Genomic DNA, 17,594 nt, shown 5'->3' on the forward strand with positions numbered 1-17,594 from the left:
AACAAAATTCAAGTCACTAAGGTAGCGCTGTCTCGAAACAGCTGCAATGCGTGAGCGCGGTCGGCCTGACCCGCACTCTTTGGTTTCGCGGCCTATATACGCGGCAACCCACAAAAATGACAAGAAGGCGTCGGCAGAAACTATTTTTGCACTAGAGTTTCGAAGAGCGAAGGTAGCGCTGTCTGCGCGCTGAGGTGTTTCATGAGTCAACCCATCACCGCCCTGGTCATCATGGGCGTTGCCGGCTGCGGCAAGTCCAGCGTCAGTGAAGCGCTGTGCCAGCGCAGCGGCGCCACGGCCATTGAAGGCGATACGTTCCACCCTGCCGCCAATATCGCCAAGATGAGTGCCGGTATTCCCCTGAACGACGACGACCGTGCCGGCTGGCTCGACAGCCTGTGCGACGAGTTGCGTCGCGCCCTGGCCGCCGGACAACGTCCGGTGCTGACCTGCTCGGCGCTCAAGCGCAAGTACCGCGACCGCCTGCGCAGCGCCACGCCCGGCCTGGGCTTCGTTTTCCTGCAATTGACACCACAGGTGGCCGCTGATCGCGTGGCCCACCGTCCGGGGCATTTCATGCCTTCGACCCTGATCGACAGTCAGTTCGCGACCCTCGAATCTCCCGTGGGCGAACCCCTGACCCTGGCATTGGACGCCACCATCCACAGCGTTGACCGGCTGGCCGAACAGGCCCATGGCTGGTGGCTGGAGCACGGGCTGGACTCACCCCGATAAGCTTCGGTTCACACAGATAGCGCTATCCCACTCGGCTCACGTTTTTAACGCTTGAATAAAAACAACAAACCGGAGGCAACCCCATGTTTGGCATGTCCCAAGAGACCTATCTGCTGGTAGACGCAGTGGTCACCATTATCGGGCTGATCGTGCTGATCACTCGATTCAAGCTGCATCCCTTCATCGCCCTGACCATCGCCGCGGGTTTCCTCGGCCTGACGTCGGGCATGCCGGTGGACAAGATCATCAAGGCGTTCCAGGACGGCTTCGGTGGGGTACTCGGTTTCGTCGGGATCATCCTCGCGCTGGGCACCATGCTCGGCAAAATGATGGCCGAATCCGGCGGCGCGGATCAGATCGCCCAGACCCTGATCCGCTCGTTCGGCAAGGAGCGGGTGCAGTGGGCGATGATGTTCGCCGCCTTCCTGGTGGGTATCCCGCTGTTCTTCGAGATCGGCTTCGTGCTGCTGATCCCGCTGGTGTTCATCGTCGCCCGGCGCACCGGCGTGTCGATCATCAAGATCGGTATCCCGCTGCTGGCCGGCCTGTCCGCGGTGCACGGCCTGGTGCCGCCGCATCCGGGCCCGCTGCTGGCCATTGGCGTGTTCGGCGCCGACATCGGCAAGACCATTCTCTACGGCCTGATCGTGGCCCTGCCGACCGCGATCATCGCCGGTCCGATCTACGGTACCTTCATCGCCAAGCACATCCCGGGTCATCCGAACCAGGAACTGGTGGACCAGCTGGCGCGCGAAAACACCTCGGCCAACCTGCCGAGCTTCAGCGTGACCCTGCTGACGGTGCTGCTGCCGGTGTTCCTGATGCTGCTCAAGACCTTCGCCGACGTGGCCTTCCCGGACGGGCATTTCTTCCGCATCTGGATGGACATGATCGGTCACCCGATCAGCGCGCTGCTGCTGGCCTTGCTGCTGTCGCTCTATACCTTCGGTTCGCGCCAGGGCATCGGCTCCAAGCAGATCCTCAAGCTGCTCGACGCCAGCCTGGCGCCGACCGCGGCGATCATCCTGATCATCGGTGCCGGCGGTGGCTTCAAGCAGATGCTGGTGACCAGCGGCGTGGGTGACGTGATCGGCCACATGGCGGTCAACGCGCAGATCTCGCCGATCCTGTTGGCGTGGCTGGTGGCGGCGGTGATCCGGATCGCCACCGGTTCGGCGACCGTGGCGACCATCACCGGCGCAGGCATCGTGGTACCGGTGGTCGGCATGATCCCTGGGGTCAACCGCGAGCTGCTGGTGCTGGCCACCGGCGCCGGCTCGCTGATCCTGTCCCACGTCAACGACGCCGGTTTCTGGCTGGTGAAGCAGTACTTCAACATGACCGTGGCGGAAACCTTCAAGACCTGGACCGCGATGGAAACCATCCTCTCGGTGGTGGGCCTGATCTTCATCCTGCTGCTGTCGCTGGTGGTCTGACCCGAACCCTGTAGCCGCTGCCGAAGGCTGCGATAAGGCTCGAAGAGCCTTCAGCGATTGCAAGATCGCTACGGCCGTGCCGGCCGATCGCAGCCTGCGGCAGCGGCTACAGGGGCGACAGACAGGCACAAAAAAACCGCATCGCTGCGGTTTTTTTGTGCCTGCTTATAGGGCGACGCGGATCAGCCTTTCTGCACCAGGCCATCGGCGCGGAACATGCCGCGGATGCCGCGCACGGCCTGGCGGATGCGGTCCTGGTTTTCGATCAGGGCGAAGCGCACATGGTCGTCGCCATACTCACCGAAACCCACCCCTGGCGAGACGCAGACCTTGGCCTCGGCCAGCAGCTTCTTGGCGAACTCCAGCGAGCCCAGGTGCGCGTAGGCCTCGGGAATCTTCGCCCATACGTACATCGAGGCCTTGGGGTTCTCGACCATCCAGCCCAGCTCATGCAGGCCCTTGACCAGCACATTGCGGCGCTGGCGGTACTGCTCGGCGATGTCTTTCACGCACTGCTGGTCGCCTTCCAGCGCAGCAATGGCCGCCACCTGCAACGGGGTGAAAGTGCCGTAGTCGTGGTAGCTCTTGATCCGCGCCAGGGCGCTGACCAGCTCCGGGTTGCCGACCATGAAGCCGATGCGCCAGCCGGCCATGTTGTAGCTCTTGGACAGGGTGAAAAACTCCACCGCGATGTCCTTGGCGCCCGGCACCTGCATGATCGACGGGGCTTTCCAGCCGTCGTAGACGATGTCGGCGTAGGCCAGGTCGTGGATCACCAGCACGTCGTACTGCTTGGCCAGGGCGATCACCCGTTCGAAGAAGTCCAGCTCGACGCACTGCGCGGTAGGGTTGGATGGGAAGCCGAGGATCATCATCTTCGGTTTCGGGATCGAGCCGCGGATGGCCCGCTCCAGCTCGTCGAAGAAGTCCACGCCCGGCACCAGCGGCACCGAACGCACCTGGGCGCCGGCGATCACTGCACCGTAGATGTGAATCGGGTAGCTGGGGTTGGGCACCAGCACGGTGTCGCCCTGGTCCAGGGTGGCGAGCATCAGGTGCGCCAGGCCTTCCTTGGAGCCGATGGTGACGATGGCTTCGCTTTCCGGGTCGATATCGACCTCGTAGCGATCCTTGTACCAGCGCGAAATGGCTCGGCGCAGACGCGGAATACCCTTGGAGGTGGAGTAGCCGTGGGTGTCTTCGCGCTGGGCGACGGTGACCAGTTTCTCGACGATGTGCGGCGGAGTCGCACCGTCGGGGTTACCCATGCTCAAGTCGATGATGTCTTCGCCGCGCCGACGCGCAGCCATCTTCAGCTCGGCAGTGATATTGAATACGTAAGGGGGGAGTCGATCTATGCGCGCAAAGCGGCGCGGCGAACCTTGTTCGGCCATTGTTGCCTCGAGTACGTGAGCGCCCGGAACCGTCCGAGCGACGTCGGCCACTGCGGTGGCCTGGGGGCAGACGATAAGGGCTGTGGCGCCAGGCTGTCCAGAGGGGCGCGGCAACTATTTTTTGCCGGCAGCGGCGTTGCCTGGACAGGGATTTGCATCATGCAGGCTGGATTCGCAGCCCGCGCATTGTGTTTGCCGGGCCCTCCCGCGTTAAATACCCCCCACTCGAACAACCGCATCGAACAGGATGAATGATGGAGTTTACCAGCGGCTTTCTGCTGAGCCTTTCGCTGTGCCTGGACATAGGCGTGGCCAATATCGCGATGATTACCCTGGCCATGCAGCGTGGTTATTTCCAGGGTTTCTGCCTGGGCCTGGGCACCTGTGTCGGTGACCTGGTCTACGCCGTGCTGGCGCTGGCCGGCATGACCGTGCTGCTGCAGTACGAAGCGGTGCGCTGGGTGCTGTGGATCGGCGGATCGGCGCTGCTGGTGTACTTCGCGGCGAAGATGATCTATTCGGCGATCCACCACAGCGCGGTGCTGGCCGAGGCCGGGGAGGTGGACAACGGTTCGCCGCGCAAGGAGTTTTTCCGCGGCATTTTCCTGGCCATGTCGTCTCCCAGCGCGATCCTCTGGTTCGCCGCGGTGGGCGGTACCCTGATTGCCCGTTCCGGTGGTGGTGACCTGCTCAGTTCCGGGCTGTTCCTCAGCGGCTTCTTCTGCGCCGGGCTGGCCTGGGTCGTGGGCCTGTGCTTTGCCGCGACCCAGGGCGGCAAGCTGCTGGGCGACAAATTGTTGCGCTACTCCTACCTGGCATCTGCGGCGATCTTCTGCTATTTCGCGGTCTACGTGATCCTGTCCGGTTACCAGGAGTTCATCGTCGGCGCGGCGGTCGCGGAGCTTCCCGCGCTCTGACCCAGCGATTCGGGTTTGGCCTCTATACTCCCTGCCGAACCCATTTTTCAGGCAGGAGTCGCATCATGGATGAGCAAAAACAGGTCGGCGGGCCGGTGCCGCGTTTCGAGAAGGGGCGCTTTCTGCTGATCGCCGGTCTGGGCGGGCGTTTCACTCCCGAGACGACGCAGGGCATTCCTGAACTCTGGGAACGCTTCATTCCCCATATCGGCAAGGTTCCCGGCCAGGTCGGGGAGGAGACCTACGGCCTCTGCTGCAACCCCGACGGCAAGGGCGGGTTCGAATACATCGCCGGGGTCGAAATCAGCAAACTCGACGATTTGCCCGAGCTGTACCGCTGGGTCGAGGTGCCGCCGCAGCACTACGCGGTGTTCGAGCACCAGGGGCCGCTTGCGAGCCTGCCGCAGACCTTCCAGTACATCTGGAAAACCTGGCTGCCACAGTCCGGGCGCGAAGCCGCCGATGCGCCGGAATTCGAACGCTACAGCGCCGACTTCAACCCTGACACCGGCCAGGGCGTGCTGGAAATCTGGCTGCCGCTCAAGGAGTAGTGAGCCGCGCCGCGAGCACAGGCCGGGCCCGCGGTGGGCCCGGTCATTTGCCTTTGTTCGGCCGGCGGGCGCGCCACAGGTCGATGGACAGGGTGACAAAACCGAACGCACTGATACCGAACAGCACCAGCAAACCGATCTGAACATTGCTCATGGCGACTTCCGTACTCGACCAGGATGGGATTGATTGAGGCCTGATAAATAACCCGGTCGGCGCGCGGATGACAGCGACTCTACGCAGGTTTTACGGGCTTGCCGTCATTCGATATGCAAGCCTTATTACTTTATGATCGGCGGCATTTCCCATAGCCGATCTGTTCCCCATGACCTTATCCAGCCTGTTGATCCGTCAGGTCGCCGCCGCTGACCTGGACCGCTGCTTCGCCATCGAAACCCTGGCCTACGAAGGCGACGAAGCCGCCACCCGGGAGAAGATCGCCACCCGCATCGCCACCTGGCCCGAGGGCTTCATCGTCGCCGAAGTGGAGGGCGTGGTGGCCGGCTTCATCAATTCCGGAGCGGCCTTCGAGGTGGAGATGGCCGACGAGGCCTTCAAGGAACTGATCGGCCACGACCCGGCCGGGCCCCATGTGGTGATCATGTCGGTGGTGGTGCATCCGGACTATCAGGGCCAGGGTGTTTCCCGGCGTCTGCTGGAGGCCTTTATCGAGCGCATGCGCGGCCTGGGCAAGGCCAGCATCAACCTGATGTGCAAGGAGCGGCATGTGCCCTTGTACGAGCGCTTCGGCTTCGTCTACCTCAAGGCTTCGGCGTCGGACCATGGCGGCATGGCCTGGCACGAGATGGTGCTGGAGTTGTGAGGTCGTAACGCAGGTCGTAACGCCACGGCGTAGGAGCGAGGCTTGCCCGCGATAAGGGCGCCGCGGTCTGGCTGATGTACCGCGTTAACCTTTATCGCGAGCAAGCTTCGCTCCTGCAGAAGCATTCAATACAGGCTGTTGCGCACCCGTTCCGGCATTTCCCGGTCGTAGCGGTCGGCGTCGAACTGGCCGTCGCAGAGGCGCTTGAGGATGGCGCCGGCCGAGGGCAGGGCCGAGCGTTCCAGGTAGTGCTCGGGGTTCCACAGGTCGGAACGCACGATGGCCTTGGAGCAGTGGAAGTAGGCCGCCTCGACGTCCACCAGGATCACTGTGCGCGCCGGCTTGCCATTCACCGCGAAGCTGTCCAGCAGCGCCGGCTCGGCCGAGATCCGCGCCCGGCCATTGACCCGCAGGGTCTCGCCGATGCCGGGAATGATGAACAGCAGGGCCACCCGCGGGTCGCTGACGATATTGCGCAGGCTGTCGATGCGGTTGTTGCCCGGGCGGTCGGGCAGGGCCAGGGTGTGCTCGTCGATGATCCGCACGAAACCCGGGGTATCGCCGCGGGGCGAGCCGTCCATCCCGCCTGGGCCGACGGTACTCAGGATCACCAGCGGCGAGGCGCGCACCATGGCCTGGTAGTCCGGGTTGAGGAAGGGGATTTCCTTGCGCACGGCCCGCTCAATGGGCTGGCCGTAGATTGCCTCCAGTTGCTCGAGGGTGGTCAGCATCATGCTTCTCCTGGGTAATGTCAGAACATCAGGACCAGACGGCGTTCATAGCCGATGCGGCCCCTGTAGGCCTCGCCGCTGTCGACCCAGCCTTGCTTCAGATAGAGGCTGAAGGCCGCTGCGTTGTCCGCGTCCACCGACAGCATCAGCCCCTTGATCTCTGGCCACGCCTGGCGCGCGGCGGCGGGCAGGGCTTGCAGGCAGGCCCGGCCGTAGCCCTGGCCCTGGACCCGCTGATCGACCTGCAAGGCATGCAGGGTGGCGGTGTCGGGGTCGGCCCAATGGGGCAGGAACGGCGGGCGCTTGAGCAGCAGGAACGCCACCGGGACCTCGTCGGCCAGCAGGGCGAAGCCCTTGATCCCGGGCTCCGGCGCCTTGAGCAGGGTATGCAGCGCGGTGTAGATATCGCCGGAATAATTCTTCTGCCGCGGGTGCACTTCGAGCGCGTCGAGCTGCTGCAATTGCCTGGCGTCGAGCTGTTCGTAGGGCACGAGTCGGGTGGTCACTGGGCTGTCCATATCCGGGCACTGAGGGTGGGCTGGGTGAGTGGCGATTCTAGCGATTTTGCCCAGGGTCCCGGTTTTTTTTCCGGGCCCTGTCGATTTACCGGGCGGCCAGACGACTAAGGGTGTCTTCACGATTTAACGGTCGCCTGTGGCGGCCACCTTGAGCCCATATCACTCAATCGCAGGGAGAATCGCCATGAACGCCCAAACCACCGAAAGCGAAATCCGCAGCCTGATCGACGCCTGGCGCCAGGCCGTGATGGCCAAGGACATCGAGCGCATCGTCAGCTATTACGCCGACGACATCACCGCGTTCGACGCCGTGGCCGCGTTGCAATTCAAGGGCAAGCAAGCCTACCGCGAGCACTGGAAGGCCTGCATGGAGTTCTGCCCCGGCCCTGGCATCTTCGACTTCGAACAACTGCACATAGTCGGCGCCAGCGACAGCGCCTTCGCCCACTGGCTGGCCCACTGCGGCGGCACCGACGACAAGGGCGAGACCAAGGCCTGCTGGATGCGCGTGACCGCCGGTTACCAGCGCCTGGGCGGCCAGTGGAAAGTGGTGCACGAACACTGGTCGGCGCCCTTCGACATGCAGAGCGGCAGCGCCTTGTTTGACCTGCAACCCTGATCGTCGGGTTTTTCGCCAAAGCCTGAAACAGCAGCCATAGTTGATCAGCCCGATCGAGGAGAGCCCCATGAAATACCTATGCCTGGTCTACAGCGACGAACAGCTGTTGCACAGCCTGCCGGAGAGCCCGAAAGACGCCGAGTGCATGGCGTACGCCGAGTCGGTGCAAGGCAGCGGCCGGATGCTCGCCGCCGAGGCCCTGGAGTCGGTGCAGACCGCGACCACGGTGCGCATGCGCGGCGGCCGGCTGTCGATCACCGACGGCCCGTTCGCCGAAACCAAGGAACAGTTGGCCGGGTTCTACCTGATCGATGCCAAGGACCTCAACGAAGCCATCCAGGTCGCCGGCAACATTCCGGCGGCCCGGGTCGGCAGCGTCGAGGTACGCCCGGTGCGCGAGTTGAATCCCTGATCGCCACCCTGGAAAAACGAGCCCTGAAAAAACAAGCATAAGCAGGAGTTTCGCCATGACCGAGCACAGCGTGGGCCGTGCGCCCGCCCAATATGAGTTGTCCATCAGCCGCCTGATCGATGCGCCGCCCGGCAAGCTGTTCCGTGCCTGGACCGAACCGCAGTTGCTGGTGCAATGGTGGGGACCCCACGGCATGACCACCCCGGAGTGCGAAATGGACCTGTGGGTCGGCGGCCAGTTTCGCACCCTGATGCGCGCCCCGGACGGCAACGAATACCCGACCATGGGCGTGTTCCTGGAGATCGTCGCGCCGCGGCGGCTGGTGTTCACCGATGCCTTCCTGCCGGGCTGGATTCCTTCGGGCAAGGCCTTCATGAGCGCCGAGGTGACCTTCGACGACCTGGACGGCAAGACCCTCTATACCGCTCGCGCCATGCACTGGAGCGAAGAGGATCGCCAGGCCCATGAAGCCATGGGCTTTCACGAGGGCTGGGGGCAGAGCCTGGATCGCCTGGAAAGCCTGGTGACCCGAGGCATGCCGGACTGATGCCGACGGCAACGCAAGACAGCGTCAAGGCGCTGGTGGAGACGGTCTACCGCAACGAGTCGCGGCGGATCCTGGCGACCCTGATTCGCCTGCTGGGGGATTTCGACCTTGCCGAGGAAGCCTTGCACGAAGCGTTCTTCGTCGCGGTCGAACGCTGGCAGCGCGATGGCGTACCGGACAACCCGCGGGCCTGGCTGGTGTCGGCCGGGCGTTTCAAGGCCATCGACGGTTTGCGTCGGCGGGCGCGTTTCGCCGCGTCCCAGGCGGCGCTGGTCAGCCAGCTCGAAGAGCTGGAGCAGACAGACTGGAGCGAGGAGGACCTGGAAGACGACCGCCTGCGCCTGATCTTCACCTGCTGCCACCCGGCGCTGGCGGCGGACGCCCAGGTGCCGCTGACGTTGCGGGAGATCTGCGACCTGACCACCGAGGAAATCGCCCGGGCCTTTCTCTCGACGCCGGCCACCATCGCCCAGCGCATCGTGCGCGCCAAGGCCAAGATCCGCGATGCACGGATTCCTTATCAGGTGCCGTCCCTGAGCGAACTGCCCGAGCGCCTGGACAGCGTGTTACGGGTGATTTACCTGGTATTCAACGAAGGCTATTCGGCGTCGATGGGCGCCGAGCTGACCCGCGAAGACCTGACCCATGAGGCGATCCGCCTCGGCCGTCTGTTGCTGGAACTGCTGCCGGAGCCTGAAGTGATGGGCCTGCTGGCCTTGATGCTGTTGCATGAGTCGCGGCGCCTGGCGCGGACCTCGGCCACCGGGGAGCTGGTGCTGCTGGATGAGCAGGACCGCTCGCTGTGGGACCGCGAACTGATCGCCGAAGGTTGCGCCCTGGTGGAACACGCCCTGGGCACCCGCCGTTTCGGCCCGTACTGCCTGCAAGCGGCGATCGCCGCGGTGCATGCCGAGGCGGCGACGGCCGGGGAAACCGACTGGCAGCAGATCGTCGGCCTGTATGACGTGCTGTTGCGCGCCATGCCCTCGCCGGTGATCGAACTGAACCGCGCGGTCGCCATCGCCCAGCGGGACGGACCGCTGGCCGGCCTGGAGCGGGTCGAGGCGATCCTCGCCCGGGGCGAGTTGCAGGATTACCACCTGGCCCATTCGGCGCGGGCCGAGTTCTGCCGGCAATTGGGCCGGGTTGAGCCGGCGCGCCAGGCTTATCTGCGCGCCCTGGAACTGACCCGGCAGGAACCGGAACGGCGTTTTATCGAGAACAAGCTCGAGGCCCTGAAAACCCTCTGAACTCTTGCCGATCCGAAGACTGGTCGTGGTCTATTGGCGATCGTTGAAGGCCTGCGGCCTTATCGCAGCCTACGGCAGCGGCTACAGGGATTGTGGCGCGAGCAGGGGCCGGGAGCGACCTCGGAAACGTCGCAACGATGCGCTGTTCTCCAGATCAGCCGAGCCCTGTAGCCGCTGCCGCAGGCTGCGATCGGGCGCGGAGCGGCCGCCAGCGGGGCGAGCCTCTGCAAAAAACGCTTATTCCAGCATCCGCCCCAGCAACCAGCTGCCCGCCGGACCTGGCGGATGCAGGCGCGACCACAGGGCATCGACCGCCACGTTGCGCGGCCAGCCACGGGCATCGAGTTCCACCAGGCTGTCGGCGCCGAAACGTTCCACCAGCCAGCGCGGCAGGGGCGCCCAGCCAAAGCCGCCCTGGGCCATTTCCAGCAGCATCAGGTAGCTCGGCGCCGACCACACCCGGCCCCGGGCCCGGCTGTCGTAGGGGTTGACGATGGTCGCCAGGCGCAGCTCGCGGTGCTGTTGCAGGTGTGCCTGATCGATATTTTTCAGCGCCGCCAAGGGGTGGTTGCGCGACACGAACAGGGCGATTTCGGTGCGCTCGTCCACCGTCGAATGGTCGAGGTCCGCCGGGTATTCGGGCTGCATCTCGGCAAAGGCGATCTGCGCCCGACCGCGCTGGACCAGCTCGATCAGGTCGTCGCATTCGGCGATCAGGCATTCCAGCTCCAGGTCCGGGTAGCGTTGTTCGAAGGCGCTCAGCGAGGTCTCGAAACGATCCGACTGATAGGTGTCGGACAGGGCCACCGTGAGCTTGGCTTCCACGCCCTGGGCCAGCTGGCTGGCGGCCATTTCCAGGCGGCTGGTGGCGGCCAGGATGTCTTCGGCCCGTTGCAGCATGACGTGGCCTTGCGGGGTGAGGGTGGGCTTGCGGCTGCTGCGGTCGAACAGCTGCAGGTCGAGGTCGATCTCCAGGCTTGCCACCGCCGCGCTGATGGTCGACTGGCTCTTGCCGAGCTTGCGCGCGGCCGCGGAAAACGAGCCTTGGGTGGCCGCCTGGACAAAGGCCAGCAGTACTTCGTGTGAGGCCATGAACTATCGCCTTGCTCGATGGTTGATGATTATGAAGTATCGACAGGCAAGGTGATCATGGCAACCACATTCACTGGCGGGAGCCGGACCATGAGCAACACTAAATCCTTGACCGAACGGGTTTTCCAGGCCGTGGGCTTCGAGCTGCTGGCGTTCGCGCTGTGTACGCCGCTGCTGGCCTGGATCATGGACAAACCTTTTGTCGACATGGGCGTGGCAACTATCGCCATCGGCCTGATCGCCCTGGCCTGGAACGTGGTCTTCAATGGCCTGTTCGACCGTCTGCTCAAGCGCCTGGCCCTGGCGCCCAGCGGCTGGACCCGGGTCGCCCATGCGCTGCTGTTCGAAGGTGGCCTGGTGGCGGTAAGCGTGCCGCTGATCGCCTGGTGGCTGCAGGTCAGCCTGATGCAGGCGTTGATTCTCGACATCGGCGTGCTGCTGTTCTTCCTGCCGTACACCTATGTCTATCACTGGGGTTACGACCTGGTGCGGGAACGCTTGATGCTGCGTCGCCCGCTCGATCGCGCCAGTTGAAAACCGAGGGGTCAGCGGGCGGCGTGGTGCCGCTCGATGGCCTCCAGGTAGGCTTTCATCGCCCGGGGGACTTCCTGCAACAGCAGGATGCTCTTGAGCTGACTATTCTCCAGAGCAACCTGGAACAGGCCGATGGGCAATCCGCGCATGGCCGTCACGTAGGCGTCGCGTTCCGCGGCGCTGGCGGTGGGCAAGCGCAGGGCGAGCATGCGGTCGTAGGTTTCCTGGATTCGTGCCTGGATGGTCGGGGCCTGGAGCTGGCAGGGCGTGAAGGTGGGGCTGATCATCTGCAGCAGGTCGGGATGGGTCTCGAGGTATTCCATGATCGGCATGATCATCCGGTCGATCACCTCCTGGCTGCTCGACTCGACCCAGGTGGCCGGGTCGATGGCCAGGAGGTTGGCGGTGATCTGTTCGAAGGCGTCGATATGGCGCTGGCCCAGGGCGTCGAGCACGCTCTGCTTGTCGCTGAAGAAGTGGTACAGCGAACCGATGGAGGTGCCGGCTTCGCGCGCGAGGCCATGCATGGTCAGGCTGGCCACTCCCTGGCTGACCAGCAGGTGGGCGCAGGCATCGAGAATCGCCGTGACCCGTTCATGGCCACGAGTCTGTTTCGGCGAGCGCGGGTTTTTGGCCGGGAGCATTTTTGAATCGTTCATGGTCTGAGAGGCAGCAAGGGGCATACATTATGGCGCACCAGGGCGATTGCAGTCCTCAGGTAAAACTAGACACCATCCTCTACTTTTGCAGAGAATACGCGCCATGGATCAGCGCCCTCCGCTGTCCCACCTGACTCGAAGACCATGACACTCTCTCCCAACTGGATCATCTGCGAGCATTGCGATTCGTTGTACGAGTCCGTGCCGCTTGCAAAAGGCCAGACCTCCCAGTGCTCGCGCTGCGGGGCGGTGCTGGAGCGCGCCCGGCACCTGAACGTGCAGCAGCTGCTGGCCCTGTCGATCACCGCGGCGCTGCTGTTCGTGTTCGCCAACGCCTTTCCGGTGATCGGCATCAGCCTCGAAGGCCTGAGCAACGAAGCCACCCTCTGGCAGTCGGTCGAAGCCCTGGCCCAGGGCCGCATCAGCCTGATCGCCGCCGTCACCGGCCTGGCCATCATCCTTGCCCCCGGCCTGCAGATTGCCCTGCTGTGCTGGGTGCTGGGCTTTGCCAACATCGGGCGCGCGGCGCCGGGCTTCAAGGCCTGCATGCGGGCCCTGGAACACCTGCGGCCGTGGAGCATGCTGGAGGTGTGCCTGCTGGGCATCCTGGTGGCCATCGTCAAGCTGGCCGGCATGCTCGACGTGCACCCGGGCCTGGGGCTGTGGTCGCTGGCGATGCTGACGGTGCTGATCATCCTGATTTCCGGCAAGGGCATCCGCCGCCTCTGGGACGACCTGGAGGGCCGCTACTGATGAACCAGCCTCCCTACGCCCGCGACCTGGGCCTGATGCTGTGCCACACCTGCGGCCAGACCTGCCCCCAGGACGTTCACTACTGCCCGCGCTGCGAGGCTGTGGTGCATGCGCGCAAACCCAACAGCCTGAGCCGTACCTGGGCCTTTCTCGTGGCCAGCCTGATTCTCTACATCCCGGCCAACGTGCTGCCGGTGATGTATACCCAGATCTTCGGCAGCGGCAGCGAAAACACCATTCTCAGCGGCGTGCTGGAGTTCTGGCAGCACGGCTCCTGGGACATTGCCCTGTTGATCTTCATCGCCAGCGTGGTGGTGCCGTGCAGCAAGTTCCTGGTCCTGGGGATGCTGCTGATCACCTGCCAGCGCCGCAGCCATTGGGCGATGCGCGAGCGCGCCAAGCTGTACCGCTTTATCGAGGTGATCGGCTACTGGTCGATGCTCGACGTGCTGGTGGTCGCCCTGGTGGCGGCGCTGGTGCAATTCCACGCCCTGAGCTCGATCGAGCCGCGCATGGGCATCCTGTTTTTTGGTTTGGTCGTGGTCCTGACGATGTTCGCGGCCATGAGTTTCGATCCCCGGCTTATCTGGGATGTAGAGGTTGAAGATGTCTGATCATCCAGGTTCCAACGCTTCAAGCACGCCAGCGAGGCCGGGCACCCCCGCGGTCAGGACGCGCCGGTTCAATATCTCGCTGGTGTGGATCGTGCCCATAGTCGCGGCCCTGGTCGGCCTGTCGATGCTGGTGCACAAATCGCTGTCGGCCGGGCCCGAGATCTCCATCAGCTTCCAGACCGCCGAAGGCCTGGAAGCCAACAAGACCCAGGTCAAATACAAGAACGTGGTGATCGGCAAGGTCACCTCCATCGCCTTGAGCAAGAACCGCAGCAAGGTGATCGCCAAGGTCGAGCTGGACCAGTCGGCGGAGTCCTTCACCGCCGCCGACTCGATGTTCTGGGTGGTGCGCCCGCGCATTGGCGCGGGCGGTGTGTCCGGGGTCGACACCCTGCTGTCGGGGGCCTTTATCGGCGCCGACGCCGGCCAGGAAGAAAAACGCAAGAAGAGCTTCGTCGGCCTGGAAACGCCGCCCCCGGTGACTTACGGGCAAAAGGGCAAGCGCTTCACCCTGCGCACCGATGACCTGGGCTCGCTGGACGTCGGTTCGCCGGTCTATTACCGGCGCATCGAGGTGGGCCAGGTGATTTCCTACAAACTGTCGGAAAACGGCAAGGGCGTGGACGTGCGGATCTTCGTCAACGCGCCCAACGACCAGTTCGTCACCACCGACTCGCGTTTCTGGAACGCCAGCGGCGTGGACGTGACCCTGGGCGCCAACGGCCTGAAGGTCAACACCGAATCCATGTCGTCGATCCTCGCCGGCGGCATCGCCTTCGTCGAACCCAAGTACAGCCCCAACGCCAAGCCGGCCGAGGAAAACGCCAGCTACCAGCTGTTCGCCGACCAGGACACCGCGCTGGCGCCGCCCGATGGCGACCCGTACTACATGCGCATGCGTTTCGACCAGACCCTGCGCGGGCTGGCGCTCAATGCGCCGGTGGAGTTCCTGGGGGTGAACATCGGCCGGGTGGTGTCGATGGACCTGGATTACGACGAGCAGAAAAAGACCTTCTCCACCGTGGTCGGCGTGGTGATCTACCCGGCACGCCTGGGCAAGGTCCATCAGCAACTGGAGAAGCTCAGCGGTGCCGACGAAAGTCGCGCAGGCTACCTGATCGGTGCCTTCGTCCAGCACGGCCTGCGGGCCCAGGCGCGCAGCGGCAACCTGCTGACCGGCCAGCTGTATATCTCCATGGACTTCATCCCCAACGCCAAGCCGGTGGCTTTCGATGCGACCGCGCGGCCGCTGGAAATTCCCACCGTGCCGGGCGGGCTCGACAAGTTGCAGGAGCAGTTGCAGCGAGTGGTGGAGAAGATCAGCAAGTTGCCGATCGATGCTATCGCCAACAACCTCAATGGCAGCCTGACCGAGATGCAGAAGACCTTGCAGAACGTCAACGGCAAGGTATTGCCGGAGATGCGCGACACCCTGGAGCAGACCAAGAAAACCCTGACCACGGCCAACGACAGCTTCGCCGAGGACTCGCCGCAGCGACTGCAACTGGGCCAGGCGATGGACGAAGTGCAGCGCACCGCCCGTTCGGTGCGGGTGCTCACCGACTTCCTCAGTCGTCATCCCGAAGCACTGATCCGTGGGCGGCTCAAGGACAATCAGCCGGACGCCTACAAATCCTCGACCTCGTCTTCTCGTGAGCCTGAATCGGAAGTCCAGCCATGAAAAAAACTCTAGTGTTGCTGATCGCGTCCCTGGGCCTGGCGGCCTGCAGCTCGGCGCCGACCCATTACTACACCCTGATGCCGCCGGCGCCCGAGCCGGCGGCGGCTGGCGGCGCGGCGTCGGGCCTGCAGTTCGAGATGGCCGGGGTGCGCATTCCGATGCAGGTCGACCAGCCGCAAGTCGTGGTGCGCCAGGACGGCGGCACCCTGGCGATCCTGGAAACCGCGCGCTGGAGCGCGCCGCTGGTGGACGAGTTCCACGACGCCCTGGCCAGCCAGATGGAGCAGCAATTGGGTACGCGCAACCTGGAAGGCCTGCCCAAGTCCGCGGGGCAGCCGATCCTGTCGTTGCAGACTGATGTGCGCCGCTTCGAATCGGTGCCAGGGCGTTATGCGCTGATCGACGTGGTGTGGAACCTGCGCCTGCGCGGCGATGGCGTCGAGCGCCGCAGTCTGACCTGCAGCAGCCGCATCAGCCAACCGGCCAGCGTCGAGCTGTCAAGCCTGGTCCAGGCCCACCAGCGGGCCATCGACGAGCTGGCCAAGCGCATTGCCGGCACCGCCAAACGCTGGGCGCAAAACCCTGCCATGCGCTGCCCCTGACCCGGCTCTTGTAGCCGCTGCCGTAGGCTGCGATAAGGCCGCAGGCCTTCAGCGATCTTCAGTACGCAGCGGCCGTACCGTCCGATCGCAGCCTGCGGCAGCGGCTACAGGGGCCATATACCGAAGGGCAATCCCGCCCCTGTAGGAGCGAGCTTGCTCGCGATGGCGTCAGCAGCCACACCGCCGATTCAGCCGAAGAGGCGGGCTCAGAACAATTGGGTGAACAGCCAGTACAGGCTGCCGGACAGCAGGATCGCCGCCGGCAGGGTCAGTACCCAGGCCATCAGCAGGTTGCGGATGGTCTGCATCTGCAGGCCGCCGCCGTTGGCGACCATGGTCCCGGCCACACCTGAAGACAATACGTGGGTGGTGGACACCGGCAGGCCGAACAGATCGGCGGCGCCGATGGTCAGCATCGCCACGGTTTCCGCCGAGGCACCCTGGGCGTAGGTCAGGTGGGTCTTGCCGATCTTTTCGCCGACGGTGACCACGATGCGTTTCCAGCCGACCATGGTGCCCAGCCCCAGGGCGATGGCCACGGCGATCTTCACCCACAGCGGAATGAAGCGCGTGGCGTTGTCGATCTGCTGCTTGAACAGTTGCAGCTTGCCCTGGGTGTCGGCGTCGAAGTCGCCGACCTGGTACTTGTCCATCAGGCGGATGGTTTCGCTGCTCAGGTACATGTCGTTGCGCACGTTGCCCATGGCTTCGGCCGGCACCTTGGCCAATGAGCCGTAGCCCTTCACTTCGTCACCGATATGACCGGTCAGGGCGGCCAGGGCCGGGACCAGCTGCGGCGTGGCTTCCTTGCTGCGCACATAGTCGGAAAGCACCGCGCGCGGGTCGGCGGGGGCCGGTTGCGGGGCGTTTTTCACCAGGGCTTGCTGGGTGACTTCGGCCACCGCGGCAAATTGCAGGGCCTGGTCGGCCGGCATGGTGCGGTTCAGCGCGTAGGCCATGGGCAGGGTGCCGACCAGGATCAGCATGATCAGGCCCATGCCTTTCTGGCCGTCGTTGGAGCCGTGGGCGAAGGACACGCCGGTGCAGGTGACGATCAGCATGCCGCGAATCCACCACGGCGGCGGGGTATTGTCCTTGGGCGCCTTGTACAGCGCGCGGTTCTTGACGAACAGGTGCAGGGCCAGGAGCAGCAGGGCGGCGAAGGCGAAGCCGATCAGCGGCGAGAACAGCAGGGCGTAGCCGACCTTGGTGGCCTGGCTCCAGTCCACGCCGCTGGTGCCGTCGCGGCCGTGCATCAGGGCGTTGGCCACGCCGACGCCGATGATCGAGCCGATCAGGGTGTGGGACGACGACGCCGGCAGGCCCAGCCACCAGGTGCCGAGGTTCCACAGGATGGCGGCGATCAGCAGGGCGAAGATCATGGCGAAGCCGGCCGACGAGCCGACCTGCAGGATCAGCTCCACCGGCAGCAGGGCGATGATGCCGAAGGCCACCGCGCCGCTGGACAGCAGCACGCCGAGGAAATTGAAGAAACCCGACCAGACCACCGCGAAATGCGGCGGCAGCGAGTGGGTATAGATCACCGTGGCCACGGCGTTGGCGGTGTCGTGGAAGCCATTGACGAACTCGAAGCCCAGGGCGATCAGCAGCGCCACGCCGAGCAGCAGGAACGGGGTCCAGGTGGTGACCGTGGTGCCCAGCTCGTGCACGTCGTGCATCAGGCTGTAGGCGGTGAACAACAGGCCCATGGCGAGGACCGCGAAGAAC

At 64.5% G+C, this 17,594-nt stretch carries 20 protein-coding genes; 14 read left to right on the plus strand and 6 right to left on the minus strand.

Features of this window, described 5'->3' with window-relative positions:
• The first annotated feature begins 201 nt into the window (after window positions 1-201).
• On the plus strand, window positions 202-735 hold the full coding sequence (locus J4E58_RS15175; protein WP_009045204.1) for a gluconokinase: 534 nt from the start codon (window positions 202-204) through the stop codon (window positions 733-735).
• A gap of 83 nt (window positions 736-818) precedes the next feature.
• On the plus strand, window positions 819-2,171 hold the full coding sequence (locus J4E58_RS15180; protein ID WP_007925132.1) for a GntP family permease: 1,353 nt from the start codon (window positions 819-821) through the stop codon (window positions 2,169-2,171).
• Between the two features lie 182 nt (window positions 2,172-2,353).
• Here the strand turns inward: J4E58_RS15180 and alaC are convergent, their stop codons facing one another.
• The gene (gene alaC / locus J4E58_RS15185; protein ID WP_007925133.1) at window positions 2,354-3,565 is read right to left on the minus strand and encodes an alanine transaminase; all 1,212 of its coding nucleotides are present in this window, start codon (window positions 3,563-3,565) and stop codon (window positions 2,354-2,356) included.
• 254 nt (window positions 3,566-3,819) lie between these two features.
• Here alaC and J4E58_RS15190 point away from each other — a divergent pair, with 254 nt between their 5' ends.
• From J4E58_RS15190 to J4E58_RS15200, 3 genes are all read left to right on the plus strand, one after another.
• Entirely contained in the window at window positions 3,820-4,482 is a 663-nt protein-coding gene (locus J4E58_RS15190; protein ID WP_007925134.1) for a LysE family translocator, read from the plus strand.
• A gap of 65 nt (window positions 4,483-4,547) precedes the next feature.
• On the plus strand, window positions 4,548-5,033 hold the full coding sequence (locus J4E58_RS15195; RefSeq protein ID WP_087090361.1) for a GyrI-like domain-containing protein: 486 nt from the start codon (window positions 4,548-4,550) through the stop codon (window positions 5,031-5,033).
• Between the two features lie 323 nt (window positions 5,034-5,356).
• Window positions 5,357-5,854 carry a GNAT family N-acetyltransferase gene (locus J4E58_RS15200; protein ID WP_009045201.1) on the plus strand — a complete coding sequence of 166 codons (498 nt, stop codon included), beginning with the start codon at window positions 5,357-5,359 and terminating at the stop codon, window positions 5,852-5,854.
• A gap of 125 nt (window positions 5,855-5,979) precedes the next feature.
• Here the strand turns inward: J4E58_RS15200 and J4E58_RS15205 are convergent, their stop codons facing one another.
• Window positions 5,980-6,585: a pyridoxamine 5'-phosphate oxidase family protein gene (locus J4E58_RS15205; RefSeq protein ID WP_087090363.1), complete on the minus strand. Its 606-nt coding sequence runs from the start codon at window positions 6,583-6,585 to the stop codon at window positions 5,980-5,982.
• A gap of 20 nt (window positions 6,586-6,605) precedes the next feature.
• Window positions 6,606-7,091, minus strand: coding sequence for an N-acetyltransferase (locus J4E58_RS15210; protein WP_172963026.1), 486 nt, complete (start codon window positions 7,089-7,091; stop codon window positions 6,606-6,608).
• Between the two features lie 196 nt (window positions 7,092-7,287).
• Here J4E58_RS15210 and J4E58_RS15215 point away from each other — a divergent pair, with 196 nt between their 5' ends.
• From J4E58_RS15215 to J4E58_RS15230, 4 genes are all read left to right on the plus strand, one after another.
• Window positions 7,288-7,722: a nuclear transport factor 2 family protein gene (locus J4E58_RS15215; RefSeq protein ID WP_087090367.1), complete on the plus strand. Its 435-nt coding sequence runs from the start codon at window positions 7,288-7,290 to the stop codon at window positions 7,720-7,722.
• 67 nt (window positions 7,723-7,789) lie between these two features.
• Entirely contained in the window at window positions 7,790-8,134 is a 345-nt protein-coding gene (locus J4E58_RS15220) for a YciI family protein (protein WP_007925146.1), read from the plus strand.
• A gap of 55 nt (window positions 8,135-8,189) precedes the next feature.
• A complete protein-coding gene (locus tag J4E58_RS15225; protein WP_053262329.1) occupies window positions 8,190-8,681 on the plus strand; it encodes an SRPBCC family protein in 492 nt (163 codons plus the stop codon).
• Complete coding sequence (locus J4E58_RS15230) at window positions 8,681-9,931, plus strand: RNA polymerase sigma factor (RefSeq protein ID WP_087090369.1); 1,251 nt, start codon at window positions 8,681-8,683, stop codon at window positions 9,929-9,931. Before J4E58_RS15225 ends, J4E58_RS15230 begins: the two co-directional genes overlap by 1 nt.
• Before the next feature lie 237 nt (window positions 9,932-10,168).
• On the opposite strand, the gene J4E58_RS15235 is transcribed toward J4E58_RS15230, so the two are convergent.
• Entirely contained in the window at window positions 10,169-11,023 is an 855-nt protein-coding gene (locus J4E58_RS15235) for a LysR family transcriptional regulator (protein ID WP_087090371.1), read from the minus strand.
• Between the two features lie 90 nt (window positions 11,024-11,113).
• On the opposite strand from J4E58_RS15235, the gene J4E58_RS15240 reads away from it, so the two are divergent.
• Window positions 11,114-11,557, plus strand: a complete 444-nt coding sequence (locus J4E58_RS15240; protein ID WP_007925152.1) for a multidrug/biocide efflux PACE transporter — start codon at window positions 11,114-11,116, stop codon at window positions 11,555-11,557.
• An 11-nt stretch (window positions 11,558-11,568) separates the two neighbouring features.
• On the opposite strand, the gene J4E58_RS15245 is transcribed toward J4E58_RS15240, so the two are convergent.
• Window positions 11,569-12,216: a TetR/AcrR family transcriptional regulator gene (locus tag J4E58_RS15245; protein ID WP_009045192.1), complete on the minus strand. Its 648-nt coding sequence runs from the start codon at window positions 12,214-12,216 to the stop codon at window positions 11,569-11,571.
• 144 nt (window positions 12,217-12,360) lie between these two features.
• Here J4E58_RS15245 and J4E58_RS15250 point away from each other — a divergent pair, with 144 nt between their 5' ends.
• From J4E58_RS15250 to J4E58_RS15265, 4 genes are read left to right on the plus strand one after another with little or no spacing between them, the layout of a single operon-like run.
• On the plus strand, window positions 12,361-12,969 hold the full coding sequence (locus J4E58_RS15250; RefSeq protein WP_007925154.1) for a paraquat-inducible protein A: 609 nt from the start codon (window positions 12,361-12,363) through the stop codon (window positions 12,967-12,969).
• Window positions 12,969-13,583, plus strand: coding sequence for a paraquat-inducible protein A (locus J4E58_RS15255; protein WP_053262326.1), 615 nt, complete (start codon window positions 12,969-12,971; stop codon window positions 13,581-13,583). The genes J4E58_RS15250 and J4E58_RS15255 overlap by 1 nt, the downstream gene beginning before the upstream one ends.
• On the plus strand, window positions 13,576-15,264 hold the full coding sequence (locus J4E58_RS15260; protein ID WP_087090373.1) for an intermembrane transport protein PqiB: 1,689 nt from the start codon (window positions 13,576-13,578) through the stop codon (window positions 15,262-15,264). Before J4E58_RS15255 ends, J4E58_RS15260 begins: the two co-directional genes overlap by 8 nt.
• Entirely contained in the window at window positions 15,261-15,866 is a 606-nt protein-coding gene (locus J4E58_RS15265) for a membrane integrity-associated transporter subunit PqiC (RefSeq protein ID WP_087090374.1), read from the plus strand. The genes J4E58_RS15260 and J4E58_RS15265 overlap by 4 nt, the downstream gene beginning before the upstream one ends.
• 206 nt (window positions 15,867-16,072) lie before the next feature.
• Here the strand turns inward: J4E58_RS15265 and J4E58_RS15270 are convergent.
• Window positions 16,073-17,594, minus strand: a 1,522-nt coding sequence (locus J4E58_RS15270; protein ID WP_207255315.1) for an inorganic phosphate transporter, incomplete at its 5' end; no start/stop codon positions are given.

The sequence above is a fragment of the Pseudomonas sp. FW305-25 genome (genome assembly GCF_017351415.1).
GTDB lineage: Bacteria > Pseudomonadota > Gammaproteobacteria > Pseudomonadales > Pseudomonadaceae > Aquipseudomonas > Aquipseudomonas chlororaphis.